Raw genomic sequence first — 19,023 nt, 5'->3', positions numbered from 1 at the left:
GTAATTGTTGATAAAATAAAAAAATCAGGGATGCTTTTTATTAAACAATTTTTATAGTTTAGAGCATTCCGGATTTTAGAAAGGTATATATGGAAGCTAAATTTTCTCCACAAGTAAAAGACGTGATTTCTTTTAGCAGGGAAGAAGCCCTGAGATTAGGTCACGATTACATAGGCGCAGAACATCTTTTGTTAGGCCTTATTCGCGAAGGCGATGGTATGGCTATTAAGATATTGAAATCATTAGGAGTTGATACTTCAAAACTTCGCCGCTCAATTGAGGATTCCGTAAGAGGTACCTCAAGTGTAACAGTAAATCTGGGCAACATTCCTTTAACCAAACAAGCTGAAAAGGTTCTTAAGATAACATATCTGGAGGCAAAAATCTTTAAAAGCGATTTGATAGGAACCGAGCATTTATTGTTGTCTATCCTTCGTGATGATGATAATATTGCGTCGCAGATTTTATTACAATACAACGTTAATTACGAAATCTTTAAACAGGAGGTTGAAGTGAATAAAAACGGATTCAAAGACGAAACTCAAAATAGTGCATCAACAGGCGGTGATGAAGATTATCGTGAGGAAGAGAGCTTTAGCAGCCCTAAAAAAGTTTCTGACATAAAATCTAAGACCCCGGTTTTGGATAATTTTGGAAGAGATTTAACAAAAGCTGCTGAGGAAGGAAGACTAGACCCGATTGTTGGTCGTGAAAAAGAAATTGAGCGTGTGTCTCAGATCTTATCGCGTCGTAAAAAAAATAATCCAATTTTAATTGGTGAGCCGGGTGTTGGTAAATCAGCTATCGCCGAAGGATTGGCCTTGAGAATTGTTCAACGCAAGGTATCAAGAGTTCTTTTCAACAAACGTGTGGTTACTTTAGACCTTGCTTCTTTGGTTGCAGGTACTAAATACCGCGGGCAGTTTGAAGAACGTATGAAAGCTGTGATGAACGAGCTTGAAAAATCTACAGATGTAATTTTGTTTATTGATGAGATTCATACAATTGTAGGTGCAGGTGGTGCTTCTGGTTCACTGGATGCATCGAACATGTTTAAACCTGCATTGGCCAGGGGCGAAATACAATGTATTGGTGCTACAACACTTGATGAATACCGTCAGTATATAGAAAAAGATGGTGCATTGGATCGTCGTTTCCAAAAGGTAATGATTGAGCCTGCTACGCCTGATGAAACTATCGAGATATTAAACCGTATTAAAGAAAAATACGAAGATCACCACGGTGTAACATATACCGACGAAGCAATTAATGCTTGTGTGGCCTTAACATCAAGATACATTACTGATAGGTTTTTACCAGATAAAGCTATTGATGCTTTAGATGAGGCCGGTTCAAGAGTTCACTTAACGAACATTCATGTTCCAGAGAACATCATCGAAATTGAAAACAAGATTGAAGAGATCAAGCTTGAAAAAAATAAAGTTGTAAAAAGTCAGAAATACGAAGAAGCAGCTAAATTAAGAGATACTGAAAAAAATCTTTTAGAGGAGTTGGATCGTGCTAAGGCTGAATGGGAGAATGAAACTAAAACTAAACGTTATACCGTTACGGAAGATAACGTTGCTGAGGTTGTTTCTATGATGACTGGTATTCCGTTACAACGTGTAGGACAAACTGATAGCGTTAAGCTATTGAATATGTACGAGACTGTTGGACAGAAAATTATTGGTCAGGATGATGCCATTAAAAAACTGACTAAAGCAATTCAACGTACCAGAGCCGGATTAAAAGATCCTAAAAAACCAATTGGTTCATTTATTTTCTTAGGTCCAACGGGTGTTGGTAAAACTGAATTAGCTAAGGAACTTGCTCGTTTTATGTTTGATAGTGATGATTCACTAATTCAAATTGATATGAGTGAGTACATGGAGAAATTTGCGGTATCACGTTTAGTGGGCGCGCCTCCGGGATATGTGGGTTATGAAGAAGGTGGTCAGTTAACTGAAAAAGTTAGACGTAAACCTTATGCCGTAATTCTTTTGGATGAGATTGAAAAAGCTCACCCTGATGTATTCAACATCTTATTGCAGGTGCTTGATGAAGGACAGCTTACAGATAGTTTAGGTCGTAAAGTGGATTTTAGAAATACCATTATCATTATGACTTCTAACATCGGTGCCCGTCAGCTAAAAGATTTCGGACAAGGGGTAGGTTTCTCTACTTCAGCTAAAGTGAACCAGGTTGATGCGCACTCAAGGGGCGTTATCGAAACTGCATTGAAACGTGCATTTGCTCCTGAGTTTCTTAACCGTGTTGATGATGTGGTTGTTTTCAATTCTTTAGGAAAAGAAGAGATATTCAAAATCATTGATATAGAATTGAAATCATTATTTGGCCGCGTACATAATTTAGGTTACGAAGTTAAATTAACAGAGAAAGCAAAAGAGTTTATTGCTGATAAAGGTTTTGATTCTGCCTTTGGAGCCAGACCTCTTAAACGTGCAATACAAAAATATCTTGAAGATCCAATTGCTGAAGAAATCCTTAAAGGAGATATTCATGATGGAGACACTTTGGAAATCGATTATGATAAAGAAGGAGATGTTATTGTTGTAGAAAATAAAAGTCCGGGTAAGAAAAAGAAAAAAGAAGAGGGAAGTGTAGAATAAACTACCACCTGTGACTATAAAACGCCTGTTAGATGAACATCTGACAGGCGTTTTCTTTTACATTGATTTTCATTTTCTGAGGTTGACTTAGTGTTTATATTACACATTTTATGAAATTATATGGGTGCAGATTTTGGTTTATCAATTATTGCCTCTATTTTAGAGAATAAATAGGTTAGGTTAAAATATTTGTTGTATCAAAATTTTATAAATGAAAGTGAAATTATCATTGTTAGTGCCCTTAGCATTTCTTGCTATTCAAACTACTCTGGCACAGGAGAAACCCGAATCTTATAAACAACAATTGGAAGGCACAAAGTTGTCGTTCGATATGGTTGCTATTCCCGGTGGTGAATTTATGATGGGAAGTAAAAAGGGGAATGCTGATGAACAGCCGGTTCACAAAGTGAAAGTTGCCCCATTTTGGATGAGTACCTACGAAGTGATCTGGGATAATTACGAGCCATTTTTATATAAGGATTACGAAGCAGCACATAGTACTGCTCCAATTCCAAAAAATGTTGATGCAATAACAAGACCTACAAAACCGTATCTGGATATGACTTTCGGAATGGGTAAAGAGGGGCAACCTGCACTTGCTATGACTCATTATAATGCTATTCAGTATTGTAAATGGCTTTATGCCAGGACAGGCGTTTTTTACAGACTTCCTACTGAAGCTGAATGGGAATACGCTTGCCGCGCAGGTTCTGTTACCGAATATTCTTTCGGAAACGACGGTTCAAAATTAGGTGATTATGCATGGTTTAATGGAAATAGCGATGGTAAAACTCATGTTGTTGGTCAGAAAAAGCCAAATGCATGGGGATTATACGATATGTATGGAAACGTTGCAGAATGGACCTATGATCAATATCTGCCGGATTTTTATGCATCAGTAAAAGGTGATAAGGCAAATGATCCTGTTGCCGTTCCAGAAAAATTATATCCAAATGCAGTTAGAGGTGGTGCATATAATGATGAAGCTAAAGATGCTCGTTCTGCATCCCGATTAGCATCAGACCCTAGTTGGAAACAGCTGGATCCTCAGATTCCAAAAAGTAATTGGTGGTTTCCTGAAGCTCCTTTTGTCGGAATGAGGTTAGTTAGACCAGTAACACCTCCATCAAAAGAAGAGATAGATGCTTATTATAGCAAGGCTCCTATTAAAGATTACTAATAAACCAAACATACTAAGAACCATATATAAACCTAAATTACAATGAACAATGAAGAACTGCGCGACAAACGCCGCGAATTTTTAAAAACTTCGGCTCTTGTAGCCGGAGGTGTTATGTTAAATGGAGTTGCTTTTGCTAACGGCGGAGCGCATTCATCTGTAGATGACACCATCAAAATTGCATTAATTGGTTGCGGCGGTCGTGGTACCGGTGCCGCTTTTCAGGCATTAAGTACTAAGCAAAACCTAAAGTTGGTAGCTATGGCTGATGCTTTTAGCGATAGACTAGAAAGTGCATACAAAGAGATCTCTGAAAAATTTGGAGCCAAAGTTGATGTTCCTCAGGAACGTAGATTTGTAGGTTTTGATGCTTATAAAAAAGCAATAGCCCTGGCCGATGTTGTTTTGTTAGCAACTCCTCCAGGATTCAGACCTAGTCACTTTGAAGAAGCAGTTAACCAGAGCAAGCACATATTTATGGAAAAACCAGTGGCTGTTGACTCGCCAGGTATCCGTAAAGTTTTAGCAGCTGCCGAAATTGCAAAAACTAAAAAATTAAATGTTGTTGTAGGTCTGCAGCGCAGATATCAAAATAACTATAGAGATGTTATTAAACGCATTCAGGATGGAGCTATAGGCGATATCACTGGTGGTCAGGTATATTGGAATAGTGGTGGCGTTTGGGTGAAACCGCGTGAAGCCAGCCAAACTGAAATGGAATATCAAATGCGTAACTGGTATTATTTTAACTGGTTATGTGGTGATCATATAGTTGAGCAACACGTACACAATATTGATATTGCGAATTGGGTTAAAAATGCTTATCCGGTTTCTGTTCAAGGTACTGGCAGCCGTGCCTGGAGAACTGGAAAAGATTATGGTGAGATTTATGATAACCACTCTGTAGAATTAACTTATGCAGATGGTTCTGTAATTAACAGTCAGTGCCGCCACTTTGAAGGTATTGATAACCGTGTTGATGAAAGCTTCCATGGAACTAAAGGTCGTGTTTTCTTATCTGCAGGTAACGAAGGAAGATTATATGACACTAAAAATAAACTGATCTATAACTACAGTTCAAAAGTAAACCCTAATCCTTATCAAACTGAGCACGACGAGCTTTTTGCTGCTATTGCTAAGGGTGAATATAAATTCTGGGATGCAGAACGTGGTGCAAAAAGCTGTATGACAGCCATTATTGGTCGTTATGCAACTTATTCTGGAAAAACTATTAAATGGGATGATGCTTTAAAAGCAGAGAACAGTTTATTCCCTGATGAGTTGAGCTGGACTGCAAAACCTAAACTATTACCTGATGCTAATGGATTGTATCCAATTCCTACACCAGGGCAAACTAAGGTGATATAAACGTTACTAACGTAATGTTTTTTATAAATAAAGCTTTTATTTTATTGCTGCTGTCGCAAATTTTTCTTCTTTTTAAGAAGGAAGATCTGCGACAGTATGCTATACATGGTTATGCTCAGGGAACTGATTATTCCATTAAGTATTTTGCTCGGGATAGCATTGTAACGAAGGGTAATGTAGATAGCATTCTTATGGTTATCGATTCATCTATGTCGCTATACAAATCATATTCTTTGATCAATAAGTTTAATGCTTCTTCGAACGGGATTGTTTTAGATCCACATTTTGCTAAAGTGATGGCAAAATCTTTTGAGGTGTATAAAGCTACCAAAGGAAAATTTGACGTAACTGTTGAGCCTCTTGTACAAGCATGGGGTTTTGGTGCAAAGCCAATAGATAAATTCCCCGATAGTGCTCGGGTAAAGGAATTACTGAAGTGCGTAGGCATGAATAACCTTAGTTTAAAAGGTAATTTCCTTAAAAAACAAAAGCCATGTATAAATGTAGATCTTAATGGAATTGCCCAGGGATACAGTGTTGATGTAGTGGCTGATTATTTAATTAACAAAGGAATCACATCGTTTGTAGTAGAAATAGGAGGCGAACTAAGGATAAAAGGACCGAAACCTGATGGAACATCAATGAATATAGGGATTGAAGGACCTGCAAATTCACCAAATGCCGAACCTGAAGTAAGGCATGTTATCAGCATTAATGATGGAGCAATAACTACTGCGGGTAATTATAGAAAATATTTGCAAAAAGGCTCCTGGAAGGTTGCACACCTAATTGACCCTAAAACGGGTTATCCTTTAGATAATGCATTGATAAGCGTTACAATTTATGCAAAGGACGCTATTACTGCCGATGGATATGATAGCCCCATAATGGCTATGAATGTTAATGAAGCACTTGATTTTGCAACCAAAAAAAATATGGAAGCGTATATTATTTATCACCGAAAGGACGGAAGCGTTGCCGATACACTTACGGCGGGATTTAAAAAAATGATAATAAACTAATCCATTGTTAAAAAAAGTACCTAACCAAAAACCAAAAATATGAACAGAATAGAATTTTTAAGAAATAGCTTTGTCGCCACTGGTGCGCTTGTGGCCGGGTCTTCAATAAATGGACTTGCTGCAGACAAAACTACTACGGGGCAAGGCTCAGCCTTGGCTGGTAAAACTTTTAATCTAGATTATGCTCCTCATCAGGGAATGTTTAAGAATAATGCCGGTGATAGCTTTCTGGATCAGATTAGATTTATGCATGATCAGGGTTTTCGTTCTATTGAGGACAATGGCTATTTAGGAAGATCAGTTGATGAACAAACAAAAATAGGAGACCTGCTTGCCAAATTGGGCATGAGAATGGGTGTTTTTGTTGTTGATGGAGGGGATAACTGGAAAACATCGTTAACAACAGGCAAAAAAGAGTTTAAAGATAAATTCGTAGAGACCTGTAAAAAGTCTGTAGAAGCTGCAAAAAGATGTAATGCAAAATGGTTAACAGTTGTTCCGGGATTTTACGAACGCAAATTACCTTATGGAAATCAATTTGCAAATGTTGTTGATGCTATGAGGGCTGGTGCCGAAATTTTTGAACCCCATGGTTTAATAATGGTACTGGAGACCTTAAGTGATACCCCTGAGTTATTTTTACAACAAACGCATGAAACCTATGCTGTTTGTAAGGCAGTGCAGAGTCCTTCATGTAAAATTCTTTATGACATTTATCATATGCAGAAAACTGAAGGGCAGTTAATAGTTAACATTGATAGATGCTGGGATGAGATTGCCTACATTCAAATAGGTGATAATCCTGGAAGAAATGAACCAACAACCGGTGAGATTAACTATAAGAACTTATTCAAACACCTTTATGAAAAAGGGTATAAAGGCGTTATGGGTATGGAACATGGTAATTCAAAACCAGGAAAAGAAGGTGAACTTAGAGTAATACAAGCATATAGAGAAGAAGACAACTTTCTTTCTTAGTGTTTTAAAATAGATCGAGTTGAGCTTTGGGGATTTTAAACAAACCAGGGTTCAACTCAATCTTTTTCTCGTTTAGGTGGTTCAGCCGACAATGAAGTTTAAAGTTATCTCTAATTAACTGAGCGATATTGCCATCGCCCCTCATTCTATCTCCAAATCTGCTATCGTTTACATTTCCACCGTGACAGGACTGAATCATATGCCACACCTTCTCAAAGCGATCAGGGTAGTTTTTGCGCAGCCAGTCTTCAAATATCCCTCCAATAGCGCCATTAAGTCGTACCACAGTATAACCCGCTGATATTGCCCCACAATTGGCAATAGTTTTTAGGATAACAGGGATTTCATGATCGCTTAGACCTGGAACGAGCGGGGCAACCATAACGCCCATTGGAATTCCTGCTTTGCTTAGCTCTTCCACTATTTTTAATCGTTGTTTGGCAGTAGTTGTTCTCGGTTCCATTTTTGAACGGAGCTTTTCATTTAAGCTATTAATCGAAACATATACCATGCACAAATTAAGTTTAGCCATTTCCTGCAGAATATCCAGGTCACGAAGTATGAGCGCATTTTTTGTAATCATCCCGATGGGTTGCTTATAGGTCAAAGCAATTTCTAAAAGCTGACGCGTTATTTTGAAGCGTCTTTCTGCGGGTTGATAGCAGTCTGTATTGCCAGATAATGAAATAGTAGATGCATCCCATCCTTTACGCTCCAAAAACTTTTTGAACAGGATAGGAGCGTCTGTTTTTACTATGATTTTGCGTTCAAAATCTAATCCAGCGCTAAATCCCCAATACTCATGCGCGTTTCTTGCATAGCAATAGGTGCAACCGTGTTCACAGCCCTGATACGGATTTAGAGAGTATAGCATGCCTACATCAGGACTATCTACTTTGTTTACAATAGATTTTGATTTGCCAAAAATGAAAGTGGTCTTTTGATCCTCCTCTTCCCATTCGTCAATTCCTTCATCATGTTCCTTTACATAATCATTTTTAGCAAAACGATTATGAGGGTTAAACTGAGCCCCTCTTCCTTTGTGGTAATTGTCGGGTGTTTCTTTGTCTAATATCATTAGTTAAAATTACTAAAAATATTAGTATCTTTGAAAAGAAGTTATTCACTATTTTGTGATGGGATGTAATCTTTATTTGCGCTTTAGAGGTATATAGTCCATAGGTACCATATCCGCTATTTTCTCATAAGCCCAATAGCCTTCGTATAAAAAGGATCTCGAATCTTGAATACCCCCGTTCTCATAGAATCGAACTGGTCCGTTCATTAAATTGGCTACAGAGATTTCATAGCTTGGCAAATCCAATGGTCGGAAAATCCAAAATCCGGTTTTTGAATAAGCTAAGGATTCTTTTTCCTTTGTGTATATCACACAAAGCGCGTCAGTATAGTCAAGTAGCTTTAAATTCTGATTGTAATAATGAACCAGCGTGTCTGGAAGCACTTCTGTACGGTCAAGTTTATCAAGATATTTAGGCATATCTTGCTGCTTTTGCCAAAAATTAACTTGTGCCGTGTCTATTTTAGCCGCGGTTTTAAAGATACCAGTCTTTGGTGGAATGGTTCTCAGTTTGGCTAATTTCTCATTTATTACCTTATCTGGGTAACGGTTAGGATTAGGAACTTTAATCATTTTGTTAATGATGAAGCCTTCTTCTTTAGTTTTGTTTTGATAGAGGGATTTAAAAAAGTGTTGGGAAGAGCCATAATATGCAATTTCGCGATTTATGGTATATTTTTTTCTTCTTGCTGATGAAGCCCTTAGTTCCTCAAAAAATGGATGCCCCGAGTAATAAATTATGCGTGTTCTGGAGTTGTACTCAAAATTATCAAGCATATATTTTAAGCGATATCCTAAAGCTTTATTTTCAACTATTAAAAACTCATCTGTTTTTACCGTAAGTAAGCTTTTGCTGACATCATAATCTATATTAAGGACCTGAGGATTTAGTATTTTACACTGGGCAGCATTTGGCGATTTACCAATAAAGAACTCTTTAAACTGCTCAATATATTTGGCCCTGTTAGGATCTGCACGAATTACTACTTCATTTAACTGAACTGTATTCTCTTTAAGGGTTAGTTCTACCTCTACTGATTTATCGGAAATGACAACATTTTTGGAATAGGGCAGGTACCCTACCATTTGAACAAGGATATCGTAATTCCCTGGTTGCAGGTTGTTTATTTTAAAGCGGCCATTGTTATCGGCTGCCGTAGCTATTTTATAGCCACTAATGTAAACACCTGCACCAGGTAAAGTTTCTTTCTGATCTCTGACAACACCACTAATTGAATATGAATTTTGTGCATAAACAGTAATAGAAAAACATATTAGGGAAATGGCTAATGACAGTCGACGGATCATAATTATAAACTAACGGGTTATTCTTCTAATCCCATTTTCTGCATAACGATATCGCTAACGCCTGTTGATGAATACCCACCATCATGGAACAGGTTCTGCATGGTAACCATGCGGGTTAAGTCAGAGAAAAGAGTAATACAGTAATCTGCGCATGATTCAGCATCGGCATTGCCCAATGGAGCTATGGCATTTGCATAATCGTAGAAGTCGCCAAAGCCTTTAATTCCTGCTCCGGCAGTGGTTTTAGTTGGCGATTGAGAAACTGTATTGATGCGAACTTTCTTCTCCAGGCCGTAATGATAGCCAAAACTGCGGGCAATTGATTCAAGCATTGCTTTAATGTCTGCCATATCTGTATAGAACGGATAGGTTCGCTGAGCTGCCATATAGGTTAAAGCTACAACACTGCCACCTTCATTTATTGCATCAAGTTTTTTGGCTACAGCAAGCATTTTGTGAAATGAAAGTGCAGAAACATCTATGCCTTTTTGATAATAATCGTAGTTTAGCTCTGTGTAAGGAATTTTTTTACGAATGTTTACACTCATGCCAATTGAATGGAGCACAAAGTCTATTTTACCACCTAATATTTCTTGTGATTGGGTAAACAGATTTGTAAGTTCATCTACATTGGTCGCATCAGCAGGAACGATCTGAGAACCTGTTTTTTCTGCCAAAGCATTAATCTCACCCATTCTCATGGCAATAGGAGCATTGGTTAAAACAAATTCAGCACCTTCTTCATGTGCTTTTTCCGCAACTTTCCATGCTATTGAATTTTGATCTAATGCTCCTGTAATGACACCACGTTTACCTTTTAGTAAGTTATACATATCTTTTTATTTTGGTTCTTCTTATGATTTATCGAAAGTAATAAAAATCTAAAAGATATGTGTGGCGGTTATTGTTAAAGATTAGTTAAAACCAAGCAGCTCCTGAGCATTTTTTAGGGCCGATGCACCAGGGTCTTTACCACTAAGCATTTCAGCAATTGCCCTTATTCTATCTTCAGGCTTTAATTTTCTAATCCCTGTTGTGGTACGCTCAGTCTCTTCATTTTTATAAACAAAATAATGAGCATCACCTTTTGCTGCAATTTGAGGTAGGTGAGTAATGCATATTACCTGCATATTCTGTTCCAGATCTCCAATTACATTACCTACCCGAACGGCTGTCTCTCCTGAAATACCTGTATCGATTTCGTCAAATATTAAGGTAGGTAGTGAGGTGTGCTTGGCCATGATGGACTTAATAGCCAGCATCAGTCTGGACAGCTCTCCTCCGGAGGCAACTTTACCCACAGGAGCAGGCGCCTGCCCGCTATTGGCAGAGAATAGTAAGGTGATATTGTCTTTTCCGTCCTTATTCAATTCAGGAAGTACATTCTGTTCAATTTTAATTTTAGCATTGGGCATGCCAACCTGACTAAGCACCTTAGCTACCTGATCTTCTGTATTGGTTATAGATTTGCTTCTGTTTGCCGATAGTTCGGTCGCTTTGCGTTCCAGATCTTCCTTCATCAAGGCTATTTCTTTTGTAAGTCGTTCAATCTCTTCATCTCCGCTTAATAGCTCACTTAGATTTTGGGATAATTGCGCTTCAATAGCCTGCAATTCTTCAATAGTATTTACCCTGTGTTTTTGCTGGAGATTATAAATGATGTCTAACCGTGCGTTAATTTCCTCAATTCTGGAAGGGTTAAAAATAATTCCTTCTTCAAATGCTACAGTTTCCTGAGCAATGTCTTTAATTTCTATAAGTGAAGACCTTAGGCGTTCGTTTAATGTGGCATAATCAGGATTAAATTTCTCAATGCTTTGAAGCTGATTGATAACCTCTTTTAATAGAGGTAGCACAGCTGTTTCCTGTTCACTCAGTATATTCTGACTATTTAAAAGGCTTCTTTTGATGCTTTCAGCGTTGCTAAGCATTTGTAATTCAGTTTCAAGCTGTTCCTGCTCGCCGGACTTTAAGGCCGCGGTTTCCAATTCATTGAAAAGGAACTGTTCGTAGTCTTGTCTACTGCGGGCTTCTGCAGCAGCTTCCTGTAAAATGGATAGTTGTTGCTGTGTTTTCTTATAAACTTTATACTGCTCACGGTACTGAGCCAACAAGGATTGATGATTTGCCAGGGTATCTACCACTAGCAGCTGAAAGCCAGGGTCGTTTACCTCTAGTGTAGCATGCTGAGAGTGTATGTCAATGAGTTTCTCGCCAACTTGCTTCATTACAGTAAGCGTAACGGGAGTATCGTTTATAAATGCTCTAGACTTTCCATCTGTGGATATTTCCCTCCTTAAAATACTTTCGTTATAAAAGTCAATATCGTTTTCTTCGAAAAGAGATTGTAATGTAGTGTCGCTAAGCAGAAATTGCCCCTCGATAATACATTTTTTGTCCTGATTAAAGAAATACTTAGTTTCGGCACGCTGACCCAATATAAGGGAGAGTGCGCCAAGCATGATAGACTTACCGGCACCTGTTTCGCCAGTGATGATATTTAAACCTTTATTAAGTTCCAAATCAACACTATCTATTAAAGCATAGTTACGAATAGAAAGTTTTTGTAGCATATTACTCTGCTAAATTATGAAAACTTAATCAATGGATGTTTATTCTTACAAACAAAAAAGCAGAAGATTTCTCTTCTGCCCTCAATCTAATTTTATTGTGTGGTTTAATAATTTGTGTGATCTGTGTTTGATCAATTCAGGTCTATATCTGTTTTAATTCCTTTTTTCTTTTTTAATGCTATCAATTCCATTGTCAAATTTTCTTTTCAGCTCTTTATACTCAGGTGAGTTTTGTAGCTCTTTCATCTCCTCAATATGTTTTTTAAATTCAGGAGAATTTATCTTTTCACGCATCAGATCAATGTTTTTCTTCATCTCGGCCTGTTGTTTTTTCCATTCATCAGAATTAAACTTTTTGCTCATTTCTGCAGCATTTTTCTGAATATCAGCTTGCTGCTTTTTCCATTCTGGCGAATCAAATTTCTTGCGCATATCCTGAGCAATTTTAAATGCCATTTCTTGTTGTTGCTTGAACTCTTTTGAGTTTATCTGATTGCTCATTTCAATGGCTTTTTGCTGAATCTCTGCCTGTTGTTTTTTCCATTCAGGAGAATCGAAATGCTTCGCCATTTCTGCGGCATTTTTTTGAACATCTTTTATCTGTTGCTGAAATTCAGGCGATTTTATGTAAGCCATGCTTACCTTTGTTACCGAGTCAAGATTAAACTTATAATCGAACTTAAAATCATTCATAAATGATTCATTAACTACTTCCTGCCTTAAACTATCAGGCATTTCTTTAAGCGAGTTATATTCTTTTTTATTCCCTTTAGCGTCAACGGTAACAATTTTGAACTTGTTTTTTTTCTTTGTGGTATCTGTTTTTACAAGGTCATTATCGCAGTCCTCGTTAGCAACTGGTGCTAATAGTGTCTGTATTTTTGATTTTATAGCTATTCCTTCTATATCAACCTTTTTGTTATGTTGATTGGCCTTATTTATAGCAGGAGCTTTTTTTGCAGGACTAATCCAAGCTAAGGATACTATAGTCGCTATTGTTAATGTTATAGCCAAAATCTGCTGTTTGGCATTCATATAATTGGTTTTCATGTCCGTAATTCTTTTAATGCGTTGATACAAATGTTGATCTTTTCCAGTTGCTGCCATTGAGAGGGCAGGAGTGGTTTTGTTTTTTAATATTTCAAGTTTTAAAAGTGCATGTGCATAGGTTAGTGGGCTACCAGTAAATTTTAGAACAAGATCATCACAAGCATGTTCACGTTCTATATTGATTAGTCGGCCGCCCAGCCATACAAATGGGTTAAAGAAGAGTATGGTTTCAATACCGGTTTTTATTAAATTTAATAGATAATCGTTTCTTCGTATGTGCGAAAGCTCATGAATTAATATTGCTTCAACTTGTTTTATATCAAGCTGAGATGCCAAAGCAATTGGAAATAATACCACTGGTTTTAAATAACCTATAACCAGTGGAACATTTACCCTTGAGGATAAATAGAATTCAATATTCTGACGAAGATTTAATTTAGCCACCATAGTTTCAAAAACCGGGCGCCATGAAGCTGGAACGGGAGTACGGTCAGCCCATTTTAAATCTAGTAATTTCTTATAGCCAATAGCCAGGATAAATAGCTGAAACAATATGCCAATGCTATATATGCTAACCAGATAAGGGAAAAAGTTCTCTGTTATGCTACTCATATCCTGAGGCAAATGAATAAGGTATTCGGATTGCTGTACATTGGAAATTTGATTAGACGCAATCGCAACACTATTTACCGGAAGTTTAAACAGTGTAAAGAATGTGATGCAGAACCCCAGAAATATAAGGCACAATGCACCATAGGCCATATTGTGCTTGATTTTTGCATCAATTTTAGGAAATGCACTTGTAACAGCTACCAATATACCATAAATGATGGCGCCTTGCCATAGAGAGTGGAAGATGCTCCATCCGGTAGCTTTAATGAGGTTGTTTACTATTGCTTCCATGTGTTTATAGTTGGTTCTTTAGGTTTATTACTTACTTAATTCGTCAAGATATTTTTTTATCGAATCAATTTCATCTTTACTTGCGGTGTGGTTCCCAAGTGCTTGCATTACTAATCTCGCCGCCGATCCGTTAAAAACATTATCGATCATTTTATTTACGAGATGCTGTTCTGTTTTTTGTTGATTGAGAAGTGCCGTATAAATATGAGTTTTAGAAGACGTGTCGCGTTTAACAAGTCCCTTCTCGTGCATAATCTGCATTAGTTTTAGCGTAGTGGTATAACCAGACTCTTTGCTTTTCTCTAAAATCTCATGAACGTCTCTAACCGTACAATTACCCTTTTCCCACAATATCTGTAAGATCTCTAGTTCACTTTCTGTAGGCTTAAGGTTTATTGATGCTGCCATATTTTGTTTATACGAATTGTTTCGTATTCAAATGTACGAATGTATTCGTATAAACAAAATATTTTTAACATTTTTTTTTAATTGTTTTTAAGACCTTGATTAAGAGGGGCAATTGCCTGATTAAGCGTTTCGTATTTATTGATGTTGGCGGGATCAATTTGGACAAGCAGGTTGTATGCTTTTATACGATCAGATGGATCTCCGGTAGAAATAGAAAAGACATTCACAATCTCATCTGCTTTTGTAGAAAAGTAGAAGTTGGGAAAAATAGAACCTAATTTCTGTTTGTCCATTTGTTTTAGTCCACTAAGTAGGGTTATCATTTTTTTTACTCCACGGCCGGTATTTTCTTGCAAGCGATCAAGCCCGTTAAAATGATAGTCGTAAATAAATACTCTAAGTTCTTCAAAGGTTTTATTAAGTAGATTTTCATTTAGCCAGTAGCGGTTGCGTAACCCATCAAAGGCTTTCCAGCCTTTATTTCCAGATACCTGAGCATTGTTTAGAATGGTAGAGGCCCTCTTATAGAAAGGAGTGCCGCCAAGGTGACTAAAACTATCTTTATCTAAGCCAATAATGGTATAAGCGTAGTAACTTAGTAAAGAACTAAGATTGGAAATATAAGTTTGATCGGAGAAATCTAATGATTGGCCCTCAGCATAGTTGAAATCGAAATCTTTATCACTTAGATTAAGTAGCGTACTGTTATAAGCCGACGCGTAAACTGGTCTGCTAGATTGAAGCTGTGCCTCTGCTTTATAGGCAGCGCTGCCATCCCAATCAGTTATAGTGATTACAAAATTGCATTCGATACGCTCCTGTGGGCTATAATTTTCGTTACTCCACTTATTATTATTTAAGAATTCCCTTATGGTAGTTTCAAGAACTTCCAGATTTCTTCTGTCCATATTAGGGATAGTAGGAGCCTGTACCTGAACTCTTGCATTTAATTCCTGAGCATTAACAAAGGTTTGGCAAATAAAAAAGAAAAGTAAGATAAGTAAGTAGCGTTTTTTCATGCTTAAACAAGCTTTAAAATTTCATTGCAAATGTCTTTGGCAACCTCAGTTTTTGATTTCATTTCAAAAACTGTCTTCTCAAATGCTTTATTAAAGATAGTTATTTTATTGGTATCCATCTTAAAACCTGCTCCTTTGTCATTTAAGGAATTTAGGATAATGAGATCAAGATTTTTCCTTGTAAGCTTGTCCTTTGCATGTTCTTCCTCATTTTCAGTTTCAAGGGCAAAGCCAACAAGTATTTGATTTTCTGTTTTTAGTCTGCCTAAAGTAGCCAGAATATCTTCTGTCTTTTTTAACTCCAGGTTGAACTCCCCGCTGGTTTTTTTTATTTTCTGACTAGCGGTAGTTACTGGTGTATAATCAGCAACGGCAGCACTCATTACCATAATTTGTACAGTAGGGAATTCTTTTTGACATGCAGTTAGCATTTGAGCTGCGCTTACAACATCTATTCTTTTGAGTTGTTGTGAGCTTTTTTCAGCTGTTGGTCCTGTAATTAATGTTACGTCAGCACCTAAGCGAGAAAACTGGTCTGCAATAGCAAAACCCATTTTGCCAGATGAATGATTTCCGATAAAGCGTACAGGATCTATAGCTTCATAAGTAGGTCCTGCTGTTACCAGCACTTGTTTCCCAAGCAATGGAAGATCTTTACGTATTGTTTCTAATAGAAATGAAACGATTTCCTCAGGTTCAGCCATTCTGCCTTCACCATATAGGCCGCTAGCTAATTCTCCTTTGCCAGGAGAAATGAGAAGATTGCCGTATGACAATAGTTTATCTATATTGGTTTGAGTGGTTTCATGCTTCCACATATCCAAATCCATTGCCGGTGCAACTAAAACAGGACACTTTGCTGAAAGGTAAACTGCAGTTAGTAGATTGTCGCACAATCCAGTAGCCATTTTTGCTAACGTATTTGCGCTTGCGGGCGCAACGAGCATGTAATCCGCCCAGAGACCTAATTCTACATGATTACTCCAAACTCCGGTTTCTTCTTCAAAGTATTGAGTGTAAACAGGATGTTTTGATAGTGTTGCAAGTGTGAGCGGAGTGATGAAGTTTGCCGCATCTGCAGTGAGAATTACTTTGACGTTTGCGCCAGCCTTTACCAGTAGCCTTACCAGGGTTGCTGATTTGTATGCTGCAATGCTGCCGCAAACGCCTAGAATAATATTTTTATCTTTTAGCATGGTTTATAATGCATTGATGCAATTTAATACCTATGCGTGATATTATTGTTGCTCTTTAGCGGGATTTCTGTAATAAATTTTGTCGTTCAGAAATTCATCAATAGCAATTAATGAAGGTTTTGGTAAACGCTCATAATGCTTACTGATCTCAATTTGCTCTCTGTTCTCAAAAATCTCTTCAAGATTATCATTAGAAGATGCAAACTCGGCTAATTTGCCATGAAGCTCTTCTTTCATGTTATTAGAAATCTGATTAGCCCTTTTAGAAATAATTACTAAAGACTCATAGATGTTTCCGGTTTTTTGATCCAGATCATTAACATTTCTAGTAACCGTAGTATTTGGTATTGCGGGTTTATTCGTACTCATTATCTGTTGGGGGTTTTAATTGTATTAATTGCAGAACTATCTCTTTTAGCTTCTTTTGTTAATTGAGATTTATATTTTTCATAATTAGCAAGGCGTTCAGCTATAAAGCGTTTAGCACTTTCTATTCCAGATTCACTATCTTTCTTTAAGGCGTTTGCTTCCTTTAAGTATTTACTTTCAGGATGCGCTTCTGCAAATTCATTGGCATAAGTAATTGCTTCTGTGAAGCGGTCTTCCTGACGCTCCTCAATACTGTTTTTAGCAAAAGCGTACTGTGATTTGATCATTAATAAATCCATTTCCTCTGAATATTTAATATCAGGATAATCGATTTGTGCATTTTTTAGTGCTATAACAGCTGCTCTGTAGTTAGATGCTTCACCACCATTGCCACCTATTTCGTAATACATTTTTGCATTTGCATACGCTTTGTCTTCAAGTTTAGTACGCAGAATACCAATGTATTTTGCAGCCTCTACAGCACGTTCACTTTTTGGATAGAAGTTAATAAAGAGCTGTAATGCATCAATAGCTTTATAGGTATTTTCCTGATCTAAGCTAGGTCTTGGAGAATCCAGATAATAGCAATAAGCGCTCATATATCTACACTCTTCAGCATATTTACTAGTTGGATAGCTATCTGCAAACGATTTGAATTGATATCTTGCAGTTGTGTAATCTCTTAGTTTAAAGAGAGTCAGTGCGTAATAATAATTCAGTTCCTCGGCTTCAGCTCTTCCCCTGTATTTTTGAGACAAGTCTTCGAATAAGATCAATGCCTTAGAATAATTCTTTTTGTTATATAGCCTCATGGCCTCCTGGTACTTTTTTGCAACGTCGTTGCTCAGTCTGATCTTCTCAAACTGACTTTTACAACCAGCAATAGTAAGGGCTATAATGGTGAAACTTAATAGTAATACGTGTTTAATTTTAAACATTCTGCAAAGATAAGTTAATAATACGATACCGTCAATTAAAAATAATAGGACGCTAAGCTATGTAAAGGCATTCATCCTGTCAAGTGCTTAACATAATTTAACGTTTCCATTTTTATAAGCCATAGACATATACTTTAACACCTCGTCATTTATATCTTCTTTATAATATATTCGGAGGTGGTGATTGTAATCATCGCTACCTGGAACAAGTTTTATTTTTCGAAAACACATATTGTCTTCATATGGTTGTTTAAATGGAAATACAACATCAATAAAGTTTTTGCCAAACTGTATAACGTACGCGAAGTTGATGCGGGATGAGAAAGCTATCATTGTTTTGGTAGTATGGAATTTCACCTCGCCTAATTGTTGGTAACATGAAACCAAGTGATTAAAAAGCTCAATCGAGGAAGGTGATTTTCCTTGAAGGAATGCTGACAATGTGTTGTTATCCATAATAGCATATTGTATTTGTGCCAATCTATAAAGATAATTCATTTTCTGTTTACGTGGTTCTGATTTGTCTTGTTTGATTCTTGCTTATTGGAGTACATTTTAATAGTTGAGGTGTATTTTTTTAACGACCTTCCAATGACTCTGAACGACTTTGAAACGACTCTGAACGATATTTTGTCGTTTGTAAGGCTTTTTGATGTAAGGTGTCAGGCGATGGGGTATTATACCTAATGTTATGTATACTATATATAGTGTAGAATTTGATGTGATTACGCACATAGTATATATATAATGTGAGGAGTCATTTTTGCCGGCCTTGTTTTACCTTCTGTGGTATTTTAAGATAAAGAATTAACCTGATTTTAACCTGCTGTTAATTTTTCTGGTTGTGGTTTAGCGAGTTAGGGATATTTTGTAAGAAATAGTGTATAAATGTTTGCGTGGTGGCTGAATTTTCCTACTTTTGCATCCCGCTTCGGAGGAAGGGAAACAGTGAAAAAGGAAGGTGAAAAAGAGTTTCAAAAAAGATTTGCAAAACAGAAAAAGA

Annotated in this window: 16 protein-coding genes; 5 read left to right on the top strand and 11 right to left on the bottom strand. The window is 37.0% G+C overall.

The window, feature by feature from the left end; genetic code table 11:
- The first annotated feature begins 89 nt into the window (after positions 1–89).
- The 5 genes from AC1DDK_RS14950 to AC1DDK_RS14930 all read left to right on the top strand — a co-directional run bounded on the left by AC1DDK_RS14950 (position 90) and on the right by AC1DDK_RS14930 (position 7,178).
- Entirely contained in the window at positions 90–2,630 is a 2,541-nt protein-coding gene (locus AC1DDK_RS14950) for an ATP-dependent Clp protease ATP-binding subunit (RefSeq protein WP_048907160.1), read from the top strand.
- A 211-nt stretch (positions 2,631–2,841) separates the two neighbouring features.
- Entirely contained in the window at positions 2,842–3,810 is a 969-nt protein-coding gene (locus tag AC1DDK_RS14945; RefSeq protein WP_337717437.1) for a formylglycine-generating enzyme family protein, read from the top strand.
- Between the two features lie 42 nt (positions 3,811–3,852).
- On the top strand, positions 3,853–5,178 hold the full coding sequence (locus AC1DDK_RS14940) for a Gfo/Idh/MocA family protein (protein ID WP_172661110.1): 1,326 nt from the start codon (positions 3,853–3,855) through the stop codon (positions 5,176–5,178).
- Positions 5,179–5,192: 14 nt separating this feature from the next.
- Entirely contained in the window at positions 5,193–6,200 is a 1,008-nt protein-coding gene (locus AC1DDK_RS14935; protein ID WP_172661109.1) for an FAD:protein FMN transferase, read from the top strand.
- 39 nt (positions 6,201–6,239) lie between these two features.
- Positions 6,240–7,178 carry a hydroxypyruvate isomerase family protein gene (locus AC1DDK_RS14930; RefSeq protein ID WP_172661108.1) on the top strand — a complete coding sequence of 313 codons (939 nt, stop codon included), beginning with the start codon at positions 6,240–6,242 and terminating at the stop codon, positions 7,176–7,178.
- Positions 7,179–7,182: 4 nt separating this feature from the next.
- Here AC1DDK_RS14930 and AC1DDK_RS14925 read toward each other — a convergent pair whose 3' ends face one another.
- The 11 genes from AC1DDK_RS14925 to AC1DDK_RS14875 form a co-directional block, all read right to left on the bottom strand.
- A complete protein-coding gene (locus tag AC1DDK_RS14925; protein WP_172661107.1) occupies positions 7,183–8,256 on the bottom strand; it encodes a PA0069 family radical SAM protein in 1,074 nt (357 codons plus the stop codon).
- 72 nt (positions 8,257–8,328) lie between these two features.
- Positions 8,329–9,564: a carboxypeptidase-like regulatory domain-containing protein gene (locus tag AC1DDK_RS14920; RefSeq protein ID WP_337717438.1), complete on the bottom strand. Its 1,236-nt coding sequence runs from the start codon at positions 9,562–9,564 to the stop codon at positions 8,329–8,331.
- Positions 9,565–9,581: 17 nt separating this feature from the next.
- Positions 9,582–10,397, bottom strand: a complete 816-nt coding sequence (locus AC1DDK_RS14915) for an enoyl-ACP reductase FabI (RefSeq protein ID WP_288882589.1) — start codon at positions 10,395–10,397, stop codon at positions 9,582–9,584.
- An 81-nt stretch (positions 10,398–10,478) separates the two neighbouring features.
- Complete coding sequence (recN, locus tag AC1DDK_RS14910; RefSeq protein WP_172661104.1) at positions 10,479–12,137, bottom strand: DNA repair protein RecN; 1,659 nt, start codon at positions 12,135–12,137, stop codon at positions 10,479–10,481.
- Positions 12,138–12,290: 153 nt separating this feature from the next.
- Positions 12,291–14,090, bottom strand: a complete 1,800-nt coding sequence (locus tag AC1DDK_RS14905) for a M56 family metallopeptidase (RefSeq protein WP_288882588.1) — start codon at positions 14,088–14,090, stop codon at positions 12,291–12,293.
- A 27-nt stretch (positions 14,091–14,117) separates the two neighbouring features.
- Positions 14,118–14,498, bottom strand: a complete 381-nt coding sequence (locus AC1DDK_RS14900; RefSeq protein WP_172661102.1) for a BlaI/MecI/CopY family transcriptional regulator — start codon at positions 14,496–14,498, stop codon at positions 14,118–14,120.
- 77 nt (positions 14,499–14,575) lie between these two features.
- Complete coding sequence (gene porD, locus AC1DDK_RS14895; protein WP_288882587.1) at positions 14,576–15,517, bottom strand: type IX secretion system protein PorD; 942 nt, start codon at positions 15,515–15,517, stop codon at positions 14,576–14,578.
- A 2-nt stretch (positions 15,518–15,519) separates the two neighbouring features.
- Positions 15,520–16,713 carry a bifunctional phosphopantothenoylcysteine decarboxylase/phosphopantothenate--cysteine ligase CoaBC gene (gene coaBC / locus AC1DDK_RS14890; RefSeq protein ID WP_172661100.1) on the bottom strand — a complete coding sequence of 398 codons (1,194 nt, stop codon included), beginning with the start codon at positions 16,711–16,713 and terminating at the stop codon, positions 15,520–15,522.
- 42 nt (positions 16,714–16,755) lie between these two features.
- The gene (locus AC1DDK_RS14885) at positions 16,756–17,082 is read right to left on the bottom strand and encodes a DNA-directed RNA polymerase subunit omega (RefSeq protein ID WP_172661099.1); all 327 of its coding nucleotides are present in this window, start codon (positions 17,080–17,082) and stop codon (positions 16,756–16,758) included.
- The gene (locus AC1DDK_RS14880; RefSeq protein ID WP_172661098.1) at positions 17,082–18,020 is read right to left on the bottom strand and encodes an outer membrane protein assembly factor BamD; all 939 of its coding nucleotides are present in this window, start codon (positions 18,018–18,020) and stop codon (positions 17,082–17,084) included. Before AC1DDK_RS14880 ends, AC1DDK_RS14885 begins: the two co-directional genes overlap by 1 nt.
- Positions 18,021–18,107: 87 nt before the next feature.
- Entirely contained in the window at positions 18,108–18,476 is a 369-nt protein-coding gene (locus AC1DDK_RS14875) for a DUF5655 domain-containing protein (RefSeq protein WP_172661097.1), read from the bottom strand.
- Positions 18,477–19,023 lie beyond the last annotated feature (547 nt).

The organism is Pedobacter sp. 05T44 (assembly GCF_056395985.1).
Note: the sequence above shows the minus strand (reverse complement) of the source record. Positions and strands in the feature narration are given on the sequence as shown.